Here is a 15,448-nt window from a genome sequence, read left to right as displayed (position 1 = left end):
AGTGGGGAACCTATGAGTCAGCGCTTTCTTCGCAGCATCACGCTACCGCTGTGCCTGGCGGGCATGGGGAGCGTCGCTCTTCAGGCGCAGGGACAGGAGCTTGGCGACTCCTGGTTCGGCGAGCTTAGCTGTCTGGTCGAGCCGGGCAGGCAGGCGTTTCTGTCGAGCCAGGTACCGGGTGTGATCGAAACCATCCAGGTCGAGCCGGGCGATCGGGTTGCTGCGGGGGACACGCTATTCACGCTAAAGCGTGACGTAGAGCTGGCCAGCGTGGCGCTGGAGCGTGCCCGTGCCGACTATGCCGAACGGCGGGTACAGCGCAACCAGCGCATGATCGAGCGCGGTATGCTCAGCGACAGCGAGCGCGACGAGATCGACACGGAAATGCGCCTTGCCCGCATGCAGGTCAACCTGGCCAACGCCCGGCTGGAGCAGATGACGCATCGGGCCCCGTTCGCGGGCTTGATCACGCAGCGTGTGGCCGAGGAGGGGGAGTACATCGACGCCACGCCGGTGCTCGAGCTGGTTCAGCTCGACCCACTGCGCATCGAGGCGGTCTTGCCATTGACTGCTTTCGGCGCGATAGCCGTGGGAGACAACCTGGAGATAGAGCTGCTTGCGCCAGTAGAGGAAACGGCGTCGGCTCGTGTGCAGCGGGTGGATAGCGTGATCGATGCCTCGAGCGGGACCTTTGCCATTGGTTTGATGCTGGAGAACCCGCAAGGGGTGATACCGGCAGGCATCAACTGCCGACTTGGGGCTCTCGATTGAGCTCTGCTCCAGGCTGCGGCGGTTTTACGCGCCAAAAAGTTCATGGAAGCCATTTCCACTCACCATTCGAATGCAAACGCGCGTTTTATGGCAGCCTCAGATTGAATGCTGCATCTTGAGGGCAAAGTTTCGTAAGCCTGATGAAATGTCGACAAACCTGCGGCATGATGTTTCTCGTTGTCACAAAGGAGAAACCTCATGCCAACACAGCAGCGTGTGGAAGCCGATGTGTGCGAAGTCCTGAACCACTGGGTTTCCCATGCCTTGGCCCAGCAAGCGGCGAACGATGCTCTCGTCGCGTACATTCACTGAACCAGCGTTACCCGTTGCACCCAAGGGCCAGGGAGGGTCCCGACGACATTCAACTCCCGTAACTGTACTGTTCTAGCCTCTATTCTCTTTTTGCTTCCTTATCTTTTCACTTCCTTATTCTTCCTCCATAGGCGGGATGCCATCATCTCGGATGGGCAAACACCTGTGTCCAGAAGGGCGAATAGCGGGAACCTTCCGCTGCATGGGAAGCCGCCCCCATTTCGCTGAAGTCGCCACTCATGATGTTCGCACAGTGCCCGGGGCTTTCCAGCCATCCTTGCATGACACGCTCGACCTCTGCCTGACCGGCGGCAATGTTTTCGCCCACAGCCTGCCACACATAGCCTGTATCGCTCACCCGAGCGGTGACGCCTCGATCGTCGGGGCCGGTGTGGTCAAAGAATTCCTCTTCAGCCATGTTTCGCGAGTGGTCGAGTGCGGCCTCGGCCAGGTGGCAGTTCCACTCTAGCGGATCTGCGGCAGAGAACTCCTCATCGCCGCATTGACGGCCTTCGCTGCGTGCATCGTTGACCCGCTCGAGCATCTCGCGTTGATCGGCGCTGAGCTCGCATTCCGCCGAGGCGGTATCGGCATGAGCCACCAGGCTCAACAGTGCAAACGAAAAGAGGGTACAAGAACGTAGCATCGACCTTCCTTTGGTCCGGGGGATTCCCTTGCACTCTAGCCAGGTGAGGACTGCATTGCGAGGAGGTACTTTAGGAGAGGTGCTTTACGAGAGTTTTGCGAGAATTTTACCAGCGACGAAAAACCGCCACTCGGCATGACCCGTTAGTGGCGGTTTTTTCGAATCAGATGGTCGGAGCGACAGGATTCGAACCTGCGACCTCTGCAACCCCATTGCAGCGCGCTACCAAGCTGCGCCACGCTCCGACTGATTTTTCTCGGAAACTGACGCAGGCTCGACCGTGGTCATGCCCCCGAGAACGAGGCGTATACTAGCGCGTTCGGGGGGAAATGAAAAGCCTCTTTTGTACTTTCCTTTCAGATGCTTGCCTTTGGCCGGCTTGGCTCATGGCAATACGGTCGCTGGCGTGATGTGACCGCTTCGCTGCCTTATGATGGTGACGGCACGGCATCTTGGCAGGGGAGGGGAGATGCAACGGCAGGCGCAGCGTGGACTACTCAAGGGCATGAACCCGAGGGTCACCCTGGTGACTTTCGTGGTGGTGACGGTTTCCCTTTTCTATGGAACCTTCTATACCGAGCGTCTAGGCCAAGGGCTGGCATTGGCTCGAGGCGTGCTCGATCCCTTCCTGGAGTGGTACTACGTTCTTCTGGTCGCCTTCCTACTCTTGTTCATGGTGTGGCTGGGCATGGGCCGATACAAGAACGTGCGTCTGGGCGGTGATTTCGAGCAGCCCGAGTTCAGCTTTTTCTCTTGGGTGGCGATGTTGTTCGCGGCCGGTACCGGGGTGGGCATTCTGTTCTGGTCGGTGGCCCAGCCGATCCTGCAGTTCCAGGACAATCCTTTCATCGAGCAGGGCATGAGCCCTGATGCCGCCCGGGTTGCCATGCGTCTGACCTATTTTCACTGGGGGTTGAACGGTTGGGCGATCTTCTCCTTCGTGGCGCTGGTGCTGGCTTACTTTTCCTACCGCTGGAACCTGCCGCTGACGATTCGCTCCGCTCTGACTCCGCTGCTGGGCAGGCGTACCGAAGGTGTCCTGGGAGATGTCGTGGATGTGCTGGCCGTTTTCGGTACCGTGTTTGGTATCGCCACGACGCTAGGGCTCGGCGTACAGCAGATGAATGCCGGGCTCGAGGCAGTTTTCGGCCTGCAGTCGTCGCTGCTGCTGCAGCTGGTTGTTACTGCCGTGATCATGACCATTGCCACCCTTTCGGTCGTCTCCGGAGTGAAGCGTGGCGTACGTTTGCTCTCCGAGGCCAACTTCTGGCTGAGCATCGCTGCCGTCCTCTTTCTGCTGCTGTTCGGCCCCACCCAGTATCTGGTGGCGATCACCATCGAATCGGCCGGGGACTATATCCAGAACCTGATGGGTATGACGTTCCATACCAATGCCACCCGAGGCGATGCTTGGCAGTCGGAATGGACGGTATTTTTCTGGGGCTGGTGGCTGGCCTGGTCGCCGTTCGTGGGAATGTTCATCGCCCGTGTATCGCGTGGTCGAACCTTTCGCGAATTCGTCATGGGCGTGTTGTTGGTGCCCACCGTGATCACCATCGTATGGATTGGGCTTTTCGGCGGGACGGCGCTGTATCATGAGCTGTTCGGCAACGGCGGCATCGTGGCAGCCGTCGACTCCAATATTGCCACGGCAGTCTTTGCCACCATCGAGGCCATGGAACTCGGGCTGCTGGGGCGGGGCTTCTCCGCTATGCTGGTGCTGTTGATAGCGACGTATCTGATCACCTCGGCCAATGCGGGCACGTTGGTCATCAATACGATTCTGGCGGGTGGCGACCCCGAGCCGCCCACTGCTCACAGGCTGCTATGGGGTGGCCTGCTGGGGCTGTTGACGGCGGTATTGCTGATGGCAGGTGGACTGGAAACGCTACAGGCCGCCGTGATCATGGCGGCACTGCCATTCTCGGTAGTGGTCATGCTGATGGTCGCCGGGCTGCTCAAGGCACTGCACCGTGAGCGTTATGCAGCACGTACCGGCGAGCGCGTGGAAGCGCCGCGGGAGCCGTGGGCCGATCTCGAGGATGCCGGGACACAGCCGAGCCCCGTCTCCGACGATGAGACTCACAAGCTGCATTGAGCCAATCAGATCTCTTCCCAGATCCTGCGCCGGAATTCCTGGGGCATGGCGGCGACTTGCTTGAGGCGCCGCATATGCTGGTCGGCAACCTCGCGCGCTATTTCCTCATAGCATGCCTTCATCTTTTCGGGGTCGGCGCCGTGGGTGTCATAGCAGTGTCCGAGCTGTTGTCCTGCTTCGGAAAGCGCGGCGAGGAATTTCGCTTCTTGAAGCATCATGTCAGATACGCTTTCCATCCATGCCAGTTGAAGGCGCGTCATCGGGGTAACTCCCTGGATCCATTGCTGCGACCACCATTCCATCAGTGGCAGGGAGGCATCGAGGGCGGGGTTGGGCGCGGGGCGACCGGGGGTGGGGCTGGCCATGGCGATCTCCGTGATATGTCGAATGGGCGATTGGGACAGGGTAGAACGCTTGCATTCGAGTGTAGTCCAGCAAAGGTGGCTCTCCCATGCTTTTTTTGCTGCATTGCGGTATGCGATTTCGTGATATCGAACTCGGCACTCCGATACGGGCTTGCAAGCCAGTGGCTTACCGGCAATGGGGTGGTTGTGTCATGCTCTGAAGCCAGCCGGTCTATCCTGCCGGTCTATAGAGGGGGAAGGCGATGTGGAGTGTCATAAAATCGGTGCTGGCAGCGTTCTTCGGCGTTCAGCGCGATAGGCAGCGGCGTGAGGATTTCGAGCGTGGCAGTCCAATGGCCTTCATCGTGACTGGAATCGTCATGGGACTGCTGCTGGTGGGTGTGCTGGCCCTGGTGGCGATCTGGGTTGCGCGCTGAGCGTAGCAGGGCCCAGCGTTGACTGCTGCGTTAGCCATAAGGTGAAGGTTAGGCGAGTGACTTTCTAAACTTGTCTCCATATACTCGGCTAGAAGAAGCGGCTAATGTTCTCTGGGATGAGAACCCCCGTACCCTGACTCGTGGGGCGCCGTTATCGACACAACTACAAACTCGGGAGGCGTCGATGCGCACTCTGCTCGTCTGGCTGGCAGGGGGCTTGACCCTTGTTGGCTCGAGCCAGATGGCTCTGGCTAGCGGCTGGAACATGCCGGTTGGGGTCACTGACCTCAGTAGAGAAATCTACAACCTTCACATGACGATCTTCTGGATCTGTGTGGTCATCGGCGTGATCGTATTCGGGGTCATGTTCTACTCCCTGTTTCGCTATCGTCATTCCAAAGGCGCAAAGTCTGCCAATTTTCACGAGAATACGACGGTCGAGATCATCTGGACGGGCATCCCACTGCTGATTCTCATCGGCATGGCCATACCGGCGACCGCCACTCTCCAGAAAATCTACGATCCTTCCGGGGCCGAGCTGGACGTCATGGTCACCGGTCAGCAGTGGCGCTGGCGCTACGAATATCTCGGTGAAGACGTCGCCTTCAACTCCAATCTCGCCACCCCGAGGGCGCAGATTCGCGGCGACGAGGAGCGCGGTGAGCACTACCTGCTCGAGGTCGACGAGCCGCTGGTCCTGCCGATCAATCGCAAGGTTCGTTTCCTCTTTACTTCCGACGACGTCATCCACGCCTGGTGGGTTCCCGATTTTGCCGTGAAACAGGATACGGTGCCGGGCTTCATCACCGAGAACTGGGTACGCATCAACGAGCCGGGTATCTATCGTGGGCAGTGCGCCGAGCTGTGCGGGGTCGATCACGCCTTCATGCCGATCGTGGTGCGCGCGGTGGAAGAGGACGAGTTCGACGCCTGGCTGGCCGAGCGCCAGGAGATGGCGGCGGAAGAGGCCATGGGCATCGACCGCGAGTGGGAGTTCGATGAGCTGATGGAGCGGGGCGAGGGCGTCTACGGCAGCATCTGTGCTTCCTGTCACCAGCCTGAAGGCCAAGGGTCGCCGCCGGCGTTCCCCGCACTGGCCGGCAACGAGCGGATGCTTGCGGACGTGGAGTGGCACAAGGACGTCATCATCAATGGCGTATCCGGGACTGCCATGCCGTCGTTCCGCACTACGCTCAATCCGGTCGAGCTGGCAGCGGTGATCACCTATACCCGTAACGCCTGGGGCAACGAGTCCGGCGATGCGGTACAGCCGGCCGAAATCGCCGAGCGGCTGCAATGATCGTCGCCCTCACGTCGCCACGGCGGCGTGAGGGACCCCTGACAAGCTGCGACAAAACAAGACAATGAGATTGGAGTATTCCGATGGCCCCTAAGGTACCTCCTCAGCCGACTCTCGAGCAGAGCACTACCGCCGCGGAAGCGGGGCATGGACATGCCCACGAAGCCCCACCAAAGGGCATCATGCGCTGGCTGCTGACCACCAATCACAAGGAGATCGGGTCGATGTACCTGATCTTCTCGCTGATCATGTTCTTCATCGGTGGCATCTTCGCTCTGGTGGTTCGTCTAGAGCTTTTCCAGCCCGGATTGCAATTCGTCAATCCGGAATTCTTCAATCAGATGACTACCATGCACGGCCTGATCATGGTCTTCGCGGCAGTCATGCCGGCCTTCACCGGGCTGGCTAACTGGATGATTCCGCTGCAGATCGGCGCACCAGACATGGCCCTGCCGCGGCTCAACAACTTCAGTTTCTGGCTGCTTCCGGTGGCATTCGGGCTGTTGCTCTCGACCTTGTTCATGCCGGGTGGTGGGCCGAATTTCGGCTGGACGTTCTACGCGCCGCTGTCCACGACCTATGCGCCGCCCTCCACCACCTTCTTCATCCTTTCGCTGCACATTGCCGGCATCAGTTCGATTCTGGGGGCGATCAATATCATCGCCACCATCCTCAACATGCGTGCCCCGGGCATGCGCATGATGGACATGCCGCTGTTCGTGTGGACCTGGCTGATCACCTCCTTCCTGCTGATCGCCGTGATGCCGGTACTCGCCGGGGTGATCACGATGATGCTGATGGACATCAACTTCGGTACCAGCTTCTTCGATGCGTCGGGCGGCGGCGATCCGGTCCTGTTCCAGCACCTGTTCTGGTTCTTCGGCCATCCCGAGGTCTACATCATGATCCTGCCGGCCTTCGGTATCGTGTCGGCGATCATTCCGGCCTTTGCCCGCAAGCGCCTGTTCGGCTATGCCTCCATGGTGTATGCCACTGCCGCCATTGCGGTACTGTCGTTCCTGGTCTGGGGGCACCACATGTTCGTGGTGGGGATGCCGCTGGCCGGGCAGCTGTTCTTCATGTACGCCACCATGCTGATCGCCGTGCCCACCGGGGTGAAGGTGTTCAACTGGGTGGCCACGCTGTTCCGCGGCTCCATCAGCTTCGAACCGCCGATGCTGTTTGCCCTGGCCTTCGTGGTGCTGTTCACCATCGGCGGCTTCTCGGGGCTGATGCTGGCCATTGCACCGGCCGACTTCCAGTACCATGACACCTACTTCGTGGTGGCGCACTTCCACTACGTGCTGGTGCCGGGTGCCATCTTCTCCATCATGGCCGCCGTCTATTTCTGGCTGCCCAAGTGGACCGGCCACTATCCCAACGTGCGCCTCTCTCAATGGCACTTCTGGCTCTCGGTGATCAGCGTCAACCTGACCTTCTTCCCGATGCACTTCTCGGGGCTGGCCGGCATGCCGCGGCGGATTCCCGACTATGCGCTGCAGTTCGCCGATTTCAACCTCGTGTCTTCCATCGGTGCCTTCATGTTCGGCTTCTCCCAGCTGCTGTTCGTCGCCGTGATCGTCATGTGCGTGCGTGGCGGCAAGAAGGCGCCGGCGGCGGCCTGGGGCGAATACGCCGACGACCTCGAGTGGAGCGTACCGAGTCCTGCACCGCTGCATACCTTCGAGACGCCGCCGACCTTCCAGCGTCCGGCTCACTGATTCGCATTGCCGGCCACGGCGTGGCCGGCCATCGAAAGGAGGAGTGAAGCATGACTCAGCACGATATGGAGGCCAGGCAGGCGGGGGTGCGGCGGACGATCTGGCGCAGCGTGGCGGCACTGATCGGCATGTTCGCCTTCGCCTTCGCCCTGGTGCCCCTGTACGACGTGTTCTGTCGGGTAACCGGTATCAACGGCAAGGTCGATACCACGGCTCAGGCGCTGGTTCACGACGATGTGGACGAGTCGCGCCTGGTCACGGTGCAGTTCATCACGCGTAACGGTTCCGGCCTGCCCTGGAGACTGGATGTCGAGACCCGGCAGGTGCGGTTGCACCCTGGGCAGACGTCCGAAGTGAATTTCATGTTCAGCAATCAGAGCAGCAGCGAGAACTGGGGGCGCGCCGTGCCCAGCGTTTCGCCCAACACCGCTACCCGCCATGTACGCAAGTCGAGCTGCTTCTGTTTCGAGGAGCAACTGCTGCAGGCAGGCGAGCGGGTAGAAATGCCACTGGTGTTCCAGTTGGATCGCGACCTCCCTCCCGAGGTCAACACCGTCACTCTGGTCTATACCCTCTACCCCGTTGAGGGCAAAACCCAAACGCTGCAGGCCGGGGTCAAGCGCGACGAAGGAGGTGAGGCATGAGTGGTGGCAGTTATTACGTACCCGCAACCAGCAAGTGGCCCATTCTTGGCTCACTCGCTCTCGGGGTGATGATGGTCGGCACCGGCATGGTGCTGGTGCACGGGCGAGGTACCGTTATCACGCTGGTGGGCCTGGTGGCAGTCATCGCCGTGATGGCGCTGTGGTTCCGTGACGTGGTGGTGGAGTCGCGCAGCGGGCTCTACGATGCCCAGATGGATCGCTCGTTCCGCTGGGGCATGGGCTGGTTCATCTTCTCCGAGGTGATGTTTTTCGCCGCCTTCTTCGGCGCGCTGTTCTACGTGCGCACCTTCGCTGTGCCGTGGTTGGCAGGTGAGGGTACCAAGGGGGCAACCGCGCTGTTGTGGCCGGAGTTCGTAGCGCACTGGCCTTTGCTCAGCCCGCCGGACCCCTCCGTGGCGGGCCCCTCACAGGTCTTCAGCCCTTGGCACTTGCCGCTGGTGAACACGCTGATCCTGGTCTCTTCGAGTATCACCCTGACCGTGGCGCACGAGGCGTTGAAGGAAGGCAAGCGCAAGATATGCCGCAACTGGCTGGCGGGCACCATTCTGTTGGGCCTCACCTTCATCGTCATTCAGGGTGTGGAGTACTACGAAGCCTATGCCCATTACGGCATCACGTTGCAGGCAGGCATCTACGGCGCCACCTTCTTCATACTGACGGGCTTCCATGGGGTTCACGTCATCGTCGGAACGCTGATCCTCATCGTGATGCTGTTCAGGGTGATGCGCTACCACTTCTCCCCGGAAGACCACTTCGGCTTTGAGGCCTCATGCTGGTACTGGCACTTCGTCGATGTGGTATGGGTGGGGCTGTTCCTGTTCGTCTATGTGTTCTGACGTGGTGGTGTGATGCATAGCATAGCCCCATGTGTCCTCATGGGGCTGGTGATATCGGCAGTCTGGGGTCAAATTTCTCCCAGGCTGCCAAAATAGAAGCCGTAGAACAGCAGGGCCAGTAGCAGTGCGGCCAGAGAAACGCGAATCTTCAGCGATACGAGCAGGCGCCGCGAGCTGGAATCGTCGCGTAGCAGAAAGCCAACGCCGGCGGCCAGGCTGGTCAGCATGGCCAGGAACACCACGGCTATCAGAGTTTTGAGGAACATGGGGCACTCCATTGAAAGTCAGGGGAGCGGAAAGTGGCGACTGAGGATCTGGTTCTCGTTCTGGTCGGCACTGGTCGCATTGGGCTTGTTCCTTGGACTATGGCAGTGGGAGCGGGCGGACGACAAGCGCGAATACCTGGCACGTCTCGACGCCGCCCCAACGCTGGAAGCGCCAATCGACACTCCCCCCGAAGGCACTCGCCTGACGTTGCGTGGCCGCTATCTCGAGGAGCAGACTCTGTTTCTCGACAACCGCACCCATCAGGGCCAGTTGGGAGTGGCGGTGCTCACCCCCCTTCGAACCGAAGATGGCCGACTGTGGCTGGTTCAGCGAGGCTTCCTGGCCACCGGGCCGACCCGCGAGGCGCCTGAGGTGGAAACCCCCATGGGTGAGGTCGTCGTCGCAGGCCGCTGGCAGGCGGCAGGCAGTGGCACTCCCTTGTTCGGCCCCAACCGTGAAGGTAGCCGCCTGCAGCGCATCGAGCTCGAGGCCTGGGAGGCGGATTTCGCGCACGCCGGATGGATGCATCTCGAGCGTGGGGGCGGCCTGCTCGAGCCGTGGTGGCAGCCCAGCGTGATGCCACCCAGTCGGCATGTTGGCTATGCCGTTCAATGGTGGGGATTGGCGCTGGCCGCTCTGGTCGTGATGCTGCTTGGCGGGCGCCGGCTGGCCAATGACCGTCGTGATGCCACTAACGCCGCAGGTCGCAATGCACATGAGGAGGCAAAGCCTTGCAGGAAGCCATGAGAATTCGTCACCAGCGCTTCAAGTTGTTGGCATTGATAGCAATCTTCGCCTTGCCGGTCGTTACCGCCTGGGTGATGGTGCAGTGGCGTATCGGCATCCCGGAGCAACGCACGGCCCACGGCGAGCTGGCACCGGACGTACCGCAGTTGGCGCAGTGGCCCCTGGTGGAGCTTACTGACAGCCTGGATGAGGGCGACTGGGTGCTGGCCTTCGACTGCAGCGTGGCGTGTGCTGAAAACGCCGACCGCTGGTGGCGTCTGCATCGTGCGCTGGGCCGCGAGGCGCCCAGGGTGACGAGGTTGCGTGTCGGCGGCGAGGGCGAGATTCTGCCGGGAGAACTTTTGCCGGGAGAGATCGGTGCACAGTGGCTGGATGTGCCGGATTGGCAGGCGCCCGGGCAGGTCTGGCTACTCGACCCGAGGGGCCAAGTGGTATTGACCTATGGTCGTGAGGTCGGCGAGCGCGATGTGATGGATGATCTCAGTCATCTGCTGCGCATGAACCCCGACCGGCGCAGTGCGCCGGAGCGTGACGGCGATACACGCTGAGCGCAGCTACCATTATTCGACCAGGGAGGCGGGAGCCACACCATGCAGAGTGCTTCGATGTCGAATGCTTCCATTCAGCGCGATACGGCGCGGCTGCGTCTGTTGCTGCGGCTGAGTCTGGCTGGGGTCGTCTTTACCACCGTGGTGATTCTGATCGGTGTGTGGACGCGCCTGGTGGATGCCGGGCTTGGTTGTCCTGACTGGCCGGGCTGCTATGGGCGCTTGGTGGTGCCGAATGCCGATCGGGCGATGGCCCACTCTCCCGACGCGCCGCTGGAAGTGTTCAAGGCCTGGGTGGAGATGGTTCACCGCTACGTGGCATCGGCGCTCGGGCTGCTGGTCATCTCCTTGCTGGTGCTGGGGGCCGGGCTGCGCCGTCGCCCCGGCTATCCGTGGAAAACGAGCGTGGCTCTGCTGGTCGTGATTCTGCTGCAGGGGGCGTTCGGTGCCTTCACCGTGACGTTGAAGCTGTGGCCACAGGTCGTGACCCTGCATCTGTTGGGCGGCCTGGCGGTACTGCTGCTGTTCCTTTGGCTGCATCTTAGTTTGCGCCGGTTTGCCAGAGGCGCTGCGGCACCTGGCGTAGCGAGGCGGCGTCTCACTCCGCTGTGGGGCATTGCCATGCTCTGCCTGTTGCTGCAACTGGCTCTGGGCGGCTGGGTGTCGAGCAACTACGCGGGCATTGCCTGTCAGGGCTTCCCCACCTGCAACGGTCAGTGGTGGCCGGAGATGGATTGGAGCGAGGGCTTTCATCTGACCCAGACGGTAGGGCCGAACTATCTACACGGGCAGCTGCATGCAGATGCCAGGACTGCCATCCATCAGGGGCACAGGATCGGCGCTCTGGTGCTCGGACTGGCCTTGATAGCGTTGGCACTGCGCTATTGGCGCGAGGCGCGCATGCGCCCCTGGCTCGGTGGGCTCGTCTTCGCCTATGGTATTCAAGTGGGGCTTGGCATCGCCAACGTGCTGATGTGGCTGCCCTTGTGGTTGGCATTGCTGCATACGGCCGGTGCCGTGGCGCTGGTACTGCTGCTGGCGTTGGCGGTGTGGCATTGGCGAGAGTCGGCCGTTGCGGCCGAAGATTCAACACGACGGGACAAGGAGTGGGTGCATGTCTAACGCGCTGATGAGACGTGGCGAATTGAAGCGCGTTCTGCTGTCACAGCTGGAAGGCTCCAACTGGAGCTGGCAGGACCTGCTCACGTTATGCAAGCCGAGAGTGGTATTGGTCATGCTGGCTTGCGCACTGGTGGGGATGGCGTTGGCAACGCCAAGCTTGCCTTCCCTTTCCACGGTAGTATTCGGCCTGGCCGGGATCGGTATGGCGGCCGGTGGCGCGGCGGCGTTCAACCATGTGGTGGATCGGCGCCTCGATGCGATGATGCTGAGGACTTCCCAGCGGCCGCTTGCGGCCCAGCGCATGCCGACGGTGCTGGCGCTGGGCTGGGCATCGCTGCTCTCCATGGCGGGTATCGCGCTGTTGCTATGGCAGGTCAATGCCTTGACGGCGTGGCTGACGCTGGCATCGCTGATCGGCTATGCGTTGATCTATACGGCCTTCCTGAAGCGGGCTACGCCGCAGAACATCGTCATCGGTGGCGTGGCCGGGGCGGCGCCGCCGATGCTGGGTTGGACGGCGGTGACGGGGCAACTGGGGCCGGAGCCGCTGCTGCTGGTGCTGATCGTATTCGCCTGGACGCCGCCACATTTCTGGGCCTTGGCGATCCACAAGCGCGATGAGTATGCGCGTGCCGGTGTGCCGATGCTGCCGGTAACCCATGGCGAAGCGTTCACACGGCTGCAGATATGGCTTTATGCCTGGTTGACCGTGGCCGTCACGCTGCTGCCCTTCGTCATCGGCATGAGCGGGGCCGTCTACCTGGTAGGTGTCATGGCGTTGAACCTGCGCTTCATGTACTGGAACTGGAAGGTCTGGCGGGGGGCCGACCCCAACGCTCCGCTGGCGGCATTCTGGTTCTCGATTCGCTACATTCTCGGTGTGTTCGGCGTGCTGTTGTTGGATCACTATGCCGGCCTCTGGGCTCTCTAGTTAGCGTAGGCAAGTCAGGTGGTTTTACTTCGAGCGCCCGGCATGTGCCGGGCACTCGCGTTTCGGTCTGCTGAATCATTGCGACAGGGAGAAGAGGCGTGATCGAGAACGAAGGCGCGACGTCTCTGCTGCCCGATGGGCGAGCGCTGCGCGAACTTTGCGAGGCGGCGGGCCGGGAGATCCTGCGCATACGCGAAAGACGCTACGAGGTGGCCGGCAAGGCCGACGGCAGTCCGGTCACGGAGGCCGACATGGTGGCGCACCGTCGCCTGATGCGGGGCTTGCCGAGGCTGCTGGAGATACCGGTGCTGTCCGAAGAGCAGGCCGATATCGCCTGGGCGGAACGCTCTACCTGGCACCGCTACTGGCTGGTCGACCCGCTCGACGGTACTCGTGAGTTCGTCGATGGCTTCGATGACTTCACAGTGAACGTAGCGCTGATCGAGAAGGGTGAGGTACGGCTGGGGGTGGTGCATGCGCCGGCACTAGGCACGACTTGGATGGGCGGAAAGGGGATCGGTGCCTGGCGCTGGCATGAGAACCGGTGTCGGGAGCTGGTCGTGCGTGTCGAGAGGCCGCCACGGATCCTCGCCAGCCGGGCCCATCTCGATGCGCAGACCCAGACCTGGCTGGCGCGCTTTCCCGAGGCCACGCTCGAGCGCTGCGGCAGCTCGGTGAAGTTCTGCCGCATTGCCGAAGGCCGCGCCGATCTCTATCCGCGCTTCGGGCCGACCTGTGAATGGGATACCGCCGCCGGCCAGGCGGTGCTGGAGGGTGCCGGTGGGGCGGTGATCGAGCCGCGCGATGGTCATGCGCTGCGCTACAACCGGGGGGAGAGTTTGATTAATGGCCCCTTTATCGCCTGTAGCGACCTAGGCTATCTCTGAAAACTGTCTGCGCTTGGCCATACGGCGTTAAAAATTAGCTCAAAATACTCATTTACACCACGTAAACTCCGTCTTTTCGCTAATTTTTGCCTTGTCTGGCCATCGCTCGCCGATTTCTCAGATACAGCCTAACCCTGATCGATAACACGCTGAATTGAGTGAGCGCGTCGGGCGCTGTCTCGGAAGCGGGCTTGCGTTACAATGCGCCCCTCAATCCACCTTCTGGAGTTTGGATGACGACGACGACGGCATTGATTCTGCTCGCCGTGGGCTTGGCCATCATTGCCGGCCTGGCAGCTTACGCTTACACCTTGTGGAAGGAGGTGCAGCGGCGCGAGGCGTTTCGTGAGGATGAGCTGCGCCGTGCCCATGAGAACTGCCTTGCCAATCTCGAGATCGTTGCCTCTTCGTTGCTGCAGGAGCAGGTCGACATCACCGAAGGCGCGTGGCGCTGCAAGCTGCTGCTCGATATTCTCGACCCGCGCCTGCTCGAGCGGCCCGACTTCCAGGCCTTCAGCGAGGTATATGAGCGCACCCAGCACCTGCATACGCACTCTGCTCGCAAGCAGCTGGCTCCTCGCGATCGCATGCGCGAGGACCGCGAGCGTCTCGAGGTGGAGGCGGAGTGGCGCCAGCCGGTGCTTAAGGCGGCTGAAGAAGTGCTCAAATTTCGTCGAAACTGGCCCGAAAGCCTGCATTGAGATCTATACAAAAGCTTTACAGCACGGTATGTTGGCAGCGCCTTGGGCGCTCCGCCATGCTAAACATGGCCATTCCCTGGGTATTTGCTGGCAGAAAATGGCAGAATGGCCGGGGAAAGGAGTGAGACGGCGCTTTGAGCAAGGCCGATAACGGCCTACACTTTAAGCCGTTGGGTCAATGAGTGTCCTGACCATCGGGAAATTCGCGTTTCGTGCAGCCCGAGATGAAAATCAAGAAGGAGTCTTGCAATGAAAAAATCAACGACTGGCTTGCTGTTGGGTTCAGCTCTGGTGCTCGGCCTTTCTGGCTGTGCTACGGATTTTCAGCGCGGCGGTGAGCGCGCGGGCGGTACCGCGACGGCCGGCACTGGCGGTGGCACCGCTTGGTATCAGCAGCCCGTGGTGTGCGGTATCGCCGGTGGCCTGATCGGCGGCAGCATCGGCTATGCAACCAGCAGCAGCTCGGATGAGGAGACTGGTGCTGCAACTGGTGCCGTGGCTGGCTCGGCTATCGGCGCTCTGCTGTGTGCCGATCGTACCCCCCCGCCGCAGCCGGTTGCCGAGCCGGAGCCCGAGCCGATGCCCGAGCCTGAGCCGGCTCCGGTCACCGAGTTCGAGCCGGTTACGCTCGATAGCGGAGTCACCTTCGCCTTCGATTCCGACGAGATCCGTCCGGGTGCCTATCAGACTCTGGACCAAGTGGCGACCACGCTGCGCGAGAATCCCAACCTGCGCGTGCGCATTGAGGGTCACACCGACTCCGTGGGCTCCCCGCAGTACAACGTGGGCCTCTCCGAGCGTCGTGCGAACTCCGTGCGTAACTTCCTCGTATCACGCGGCATTGCCGAGAATCGCATGACCACCCGCGGTTTCGGTGAAGAGCGTCCGGTTGCCACCAACGACACCGACGAAGGACGGGCGCAGAACCGTCGCGTCGAGATCATCAACTGGGATTGATGCCCGGCGCTGGATGAGTTTCCAGCACCGTCATCTGCAGGGGCACCTTCGGGTGCCCCTGTCGCGTCTGTGTCCCTTTCATTCTGCCCAGGCGATGCTCGCCATGGCGCAAGCGGGGGCTGTTCTGGTAGTCTTGTCGGTCGCCGTGACGTGCAGCG

At 61.4% G+C, this 15,448-nt stretch carries 17 protein-coding genes and 1 tRNA gene; 14 read left to right on the top strand and 4 right to left on the bottom strand.

The window, feature by feature from the left end; all coding sequences use genetic code 11:
• Positions 1-12 precede the first annotated feature (12 nt).
• Positions 13-771, top strand: a complete 759-nt coding sequence (locus HOP59_RS11960) for an efflux RND transporter periplasmic adaptor subunit (RefSeq protein WP_010628712.1) — start codon at positions 13-15, stop codon at positions 769-771.
• Between the two features lie 454 nt (positions 772-1,225).
• Here HOP59_RS11960 and HOP59_RS11955 read toward each other — a convergent pair whose 3' ends face one another.
• Both HOP59_RS11955 and HOP59_RS11950 read right to left on the bottom strand, forming a co-directional pair.
• Positions 1,226-1,729 (bottom strand): CAP domain-containing protein, encoded by a 504-nt coding sequence (locus HOP59_RS11955; protein ID WP_010628711.1) that lies wholly within the window; start codon positions 1,727-1,729, stop codon positions 1,226-1,228.
• A gap of 168 nt (positions 1,730-1,897) precedes the next feature.
• A tRNA-Pro gene (locus tag HOP59_RS11950) sits at positions 1,898-1,974 on the bottom strand.
• 224 nt (positions 1,975-2,198) lie between these two features.
• Here HOP59_RS11950 and HOP59_RS11945 point away from each other — a divergent pair.
• Positions 2,199-3,827: a BCCT family transporter gene (locus HOP59_RS11945; RefSeq protein ID WP_010628710.1), complete on the top strand. Its 1,629-nt coding sequence runs from the start codon at positions 2,199-2,201 to the stop codon at positions 3,825-3,827.
• 5 nt (positions 3,828-3,832) lie between these two features.
• On the opposite strand, the gene HOP59_RS11940 is transcribed toward HOP59_RS11945, so the two are convergent.
• Positions 3,833-4,192, bottom strand: a complete 360-nt coding sequence (locus HOP59_RS11940) for a hypothetical protein (RefSeq protein WP_010628709.1) — start codon at positions 4,190-4,192, stop codon at positions 3,833-3,835.
• A gap of 242 nt (positions 4,193-4,434) precedes the next feature.
• Here HOP59_RS11940 and HOP59_RS11935 point away from each other — a divergent pair, with 242 nt between their 5' ends.
• The 5 genes from HOP59_RS11935 (at position 4,435) to HOP59_RS11915 (ending at position 9,130) form a co-directional block, all read left to right on the top strand.
• Positions 4,435-4,608: a DUF2970 domain-containing protein gene (locus tag HOP59_RS11935; protein WP_234254085.1), complete on the top strand. Its 174-nt coding sequence runs from the start codon at positions 4,435-4,437 to the stop codon at positions 4,606-4,608.
• A 184-nt stretch (positions 4,609-4,792) separates the two neighbouring features.
• Entirely contained in the window at positions 4,793-5,908 is a 1,116-nt protein-coding gene (gene coxB, locus HOP59_RS11930; RefSeq protein ID WP_010628707.1) for a cytochrome c oxidase subunit II, read from the top strand.
• 83 nt (positions 5,909-5,991) lie between these two features.
• Entirely contained in the window at positions 5,992-7,629 is a 1,638-nt protein-coding gene (ctaD, locus tag HOP59_RS11925; protein ID WP_026038158.1) for a cytochrome c oxidase subunit I, read from the top strand.
• 50 nt (positions 7,630-7,679) lie between these two features.
• Positions 7,680-8,273, top strand: a complete 594-nt coding sequence (locus HOP59_RS11920; RefSeq protein WP_010628705.1) for a cytochrome c oxidase assembly protein — start codon at positions 7,680-7,682, stop codon at positions 8,271-8,273.
• Entirely contained in the window at positions 8,270-9,130 is an 861-nt protein-coding gene (locus HOP59_RS11915) for a cytochrome c oxidase subunit 3 (protein WP_010628704.1), read from the top strand. The genes HOP59_RS11920 and HOP59_RS11915 overlap by 4 nt, the downstream gene beginning before the upstream one ends.
• Before the next feature lie 68 nt (positions 9,131-9,198).
• On the opposite strand, the gene HOP59_RS11910 is transcribed toward HOP59_RS11915, so the two are convergent.
• Complete coding sequence (locus HOP59_RS11910) at positions 9,199-9,396, bottom strand: DUF2909 family protein (protein ID WP_010628703.1); 198 nt, start codon at positions 9,394-9,396, stop codon at positions 9,199-9,201.
• Here HOP59_RS11910 and HOP59_RS11905 point away from each other — a divergent pair.
• The 7 genes from HOP59_RS11905 to HOP59_RS11875 all read left to right on the top strand — a co-directional run bounded on the left by HOP59_RS11905 (position 9,395) and on the right by HOP59_RS11875 (position 15,290).
• Positions 9,395-10,144 (top strand): SURF1 family protein, encoded by a 750-nt coding sequence (locus HOP59_RS11905; RefSeq protein ID WP_010628702.1) that lies wholly within the window; start codon positions 9,395-9,397, stop codon positions 10,142-10,144. The genes HOP59_RS11910 and HOP59_RS11905 overlap by 2 nt on opposite strands.
• A complete protein-coding gene (locus tag HOP59_RS11900) occupies positions 10,141-10,692 on the top strand; it encodes a hypothetical protein (RefSeq protein WP_051004653.1) in 552 nt (183 codons plus the stop codon). The genes HOP59_RS11905 and HOP59_RS11900 overlap by 4 nt, the downstream gene beginning before the upstream one ends.
• A gap of 42 nt (positions 10,693-10,734) precedes the next feature.
• A complete protein-coding gene (locus HOP59_RS11895) occupies positions 10,735-11,814 on the top strand; it encodes a COX15/CtaA family protein (protein ID WP_010628700.1) in 1,080 nt (359 codons plus the stop codon).
• On the top strand, positions 11,807-12,745 hold the full coding sequence (gene cyoE, locus HOP59_RS11890) for a heme o synthase (protein ID WP_010628699.1): 939 nt from the start codon (positions 11,807-11,809) through the stop codon (positions 12,743-12,745). The genes HOP59_RS11895 and cyoE overlap by 8 nt, the downstream gene beginning before the upstream one ends.
• A 98-nt stretch (positions 12,746-12,843) precedes the next feature.
• Positions 12,844-13,632 carry a 3'(2'),5'-bisphosphate nucleotidase CysQ gene (gene cysQ, locus HOP59_RS11885; protein ID WP_010628698.1) on the top strand — a complete coding sequence of 263 codons (789 nt, stop codon included), beginning with the start codon at positions 12,844-12,846 and terminating at the stop codon, positions 13,630-13,632.
• 233 nt (positions 13,633-13,865) lie between these two features.
• On the top strand, positions 13,866-14,333 hold the full coding sequence (locus HOP59_RS11880; RefSeq protein WP_234254084.1) for a DUF2489 domain-containing protein: 468 nt from the start codon (positions 13,866-13,868) through the stop codon (positions 14,331-14,333).
• A gap of 249 nt (positions 14,334-14,582) precedes the next feature.
• Complete coding sequence (locus tag HOP59_RS11875; RefSeq protein ID WP_010628696.1) at positions 14,583-15,290, top strand: OmpA family protein; 708 nt, start codon at positions 14,583-14,585, stop codon at positions 15,288-15,290.
• The last annotated feature ends 158 nt before the right edge of the window (positions 15,291-15,448 follow it).

Source organism: Billgrantia aerodenitrificans (assembly GCF_021404405.1).
GTDB classification, from domain to species: domain Bacteria; phylum Pseudomonadota; class Gammaproteobacteria; order Pseudomonadales; family Halomonadaceae; genus Halomonas; species Halomonas aerodenitrificans.
The sequence above is the reverse complement of the archived record's forward strand: the minus strand, read 5'-3'. Positions and strand labels throughout refer to the sequence as shown.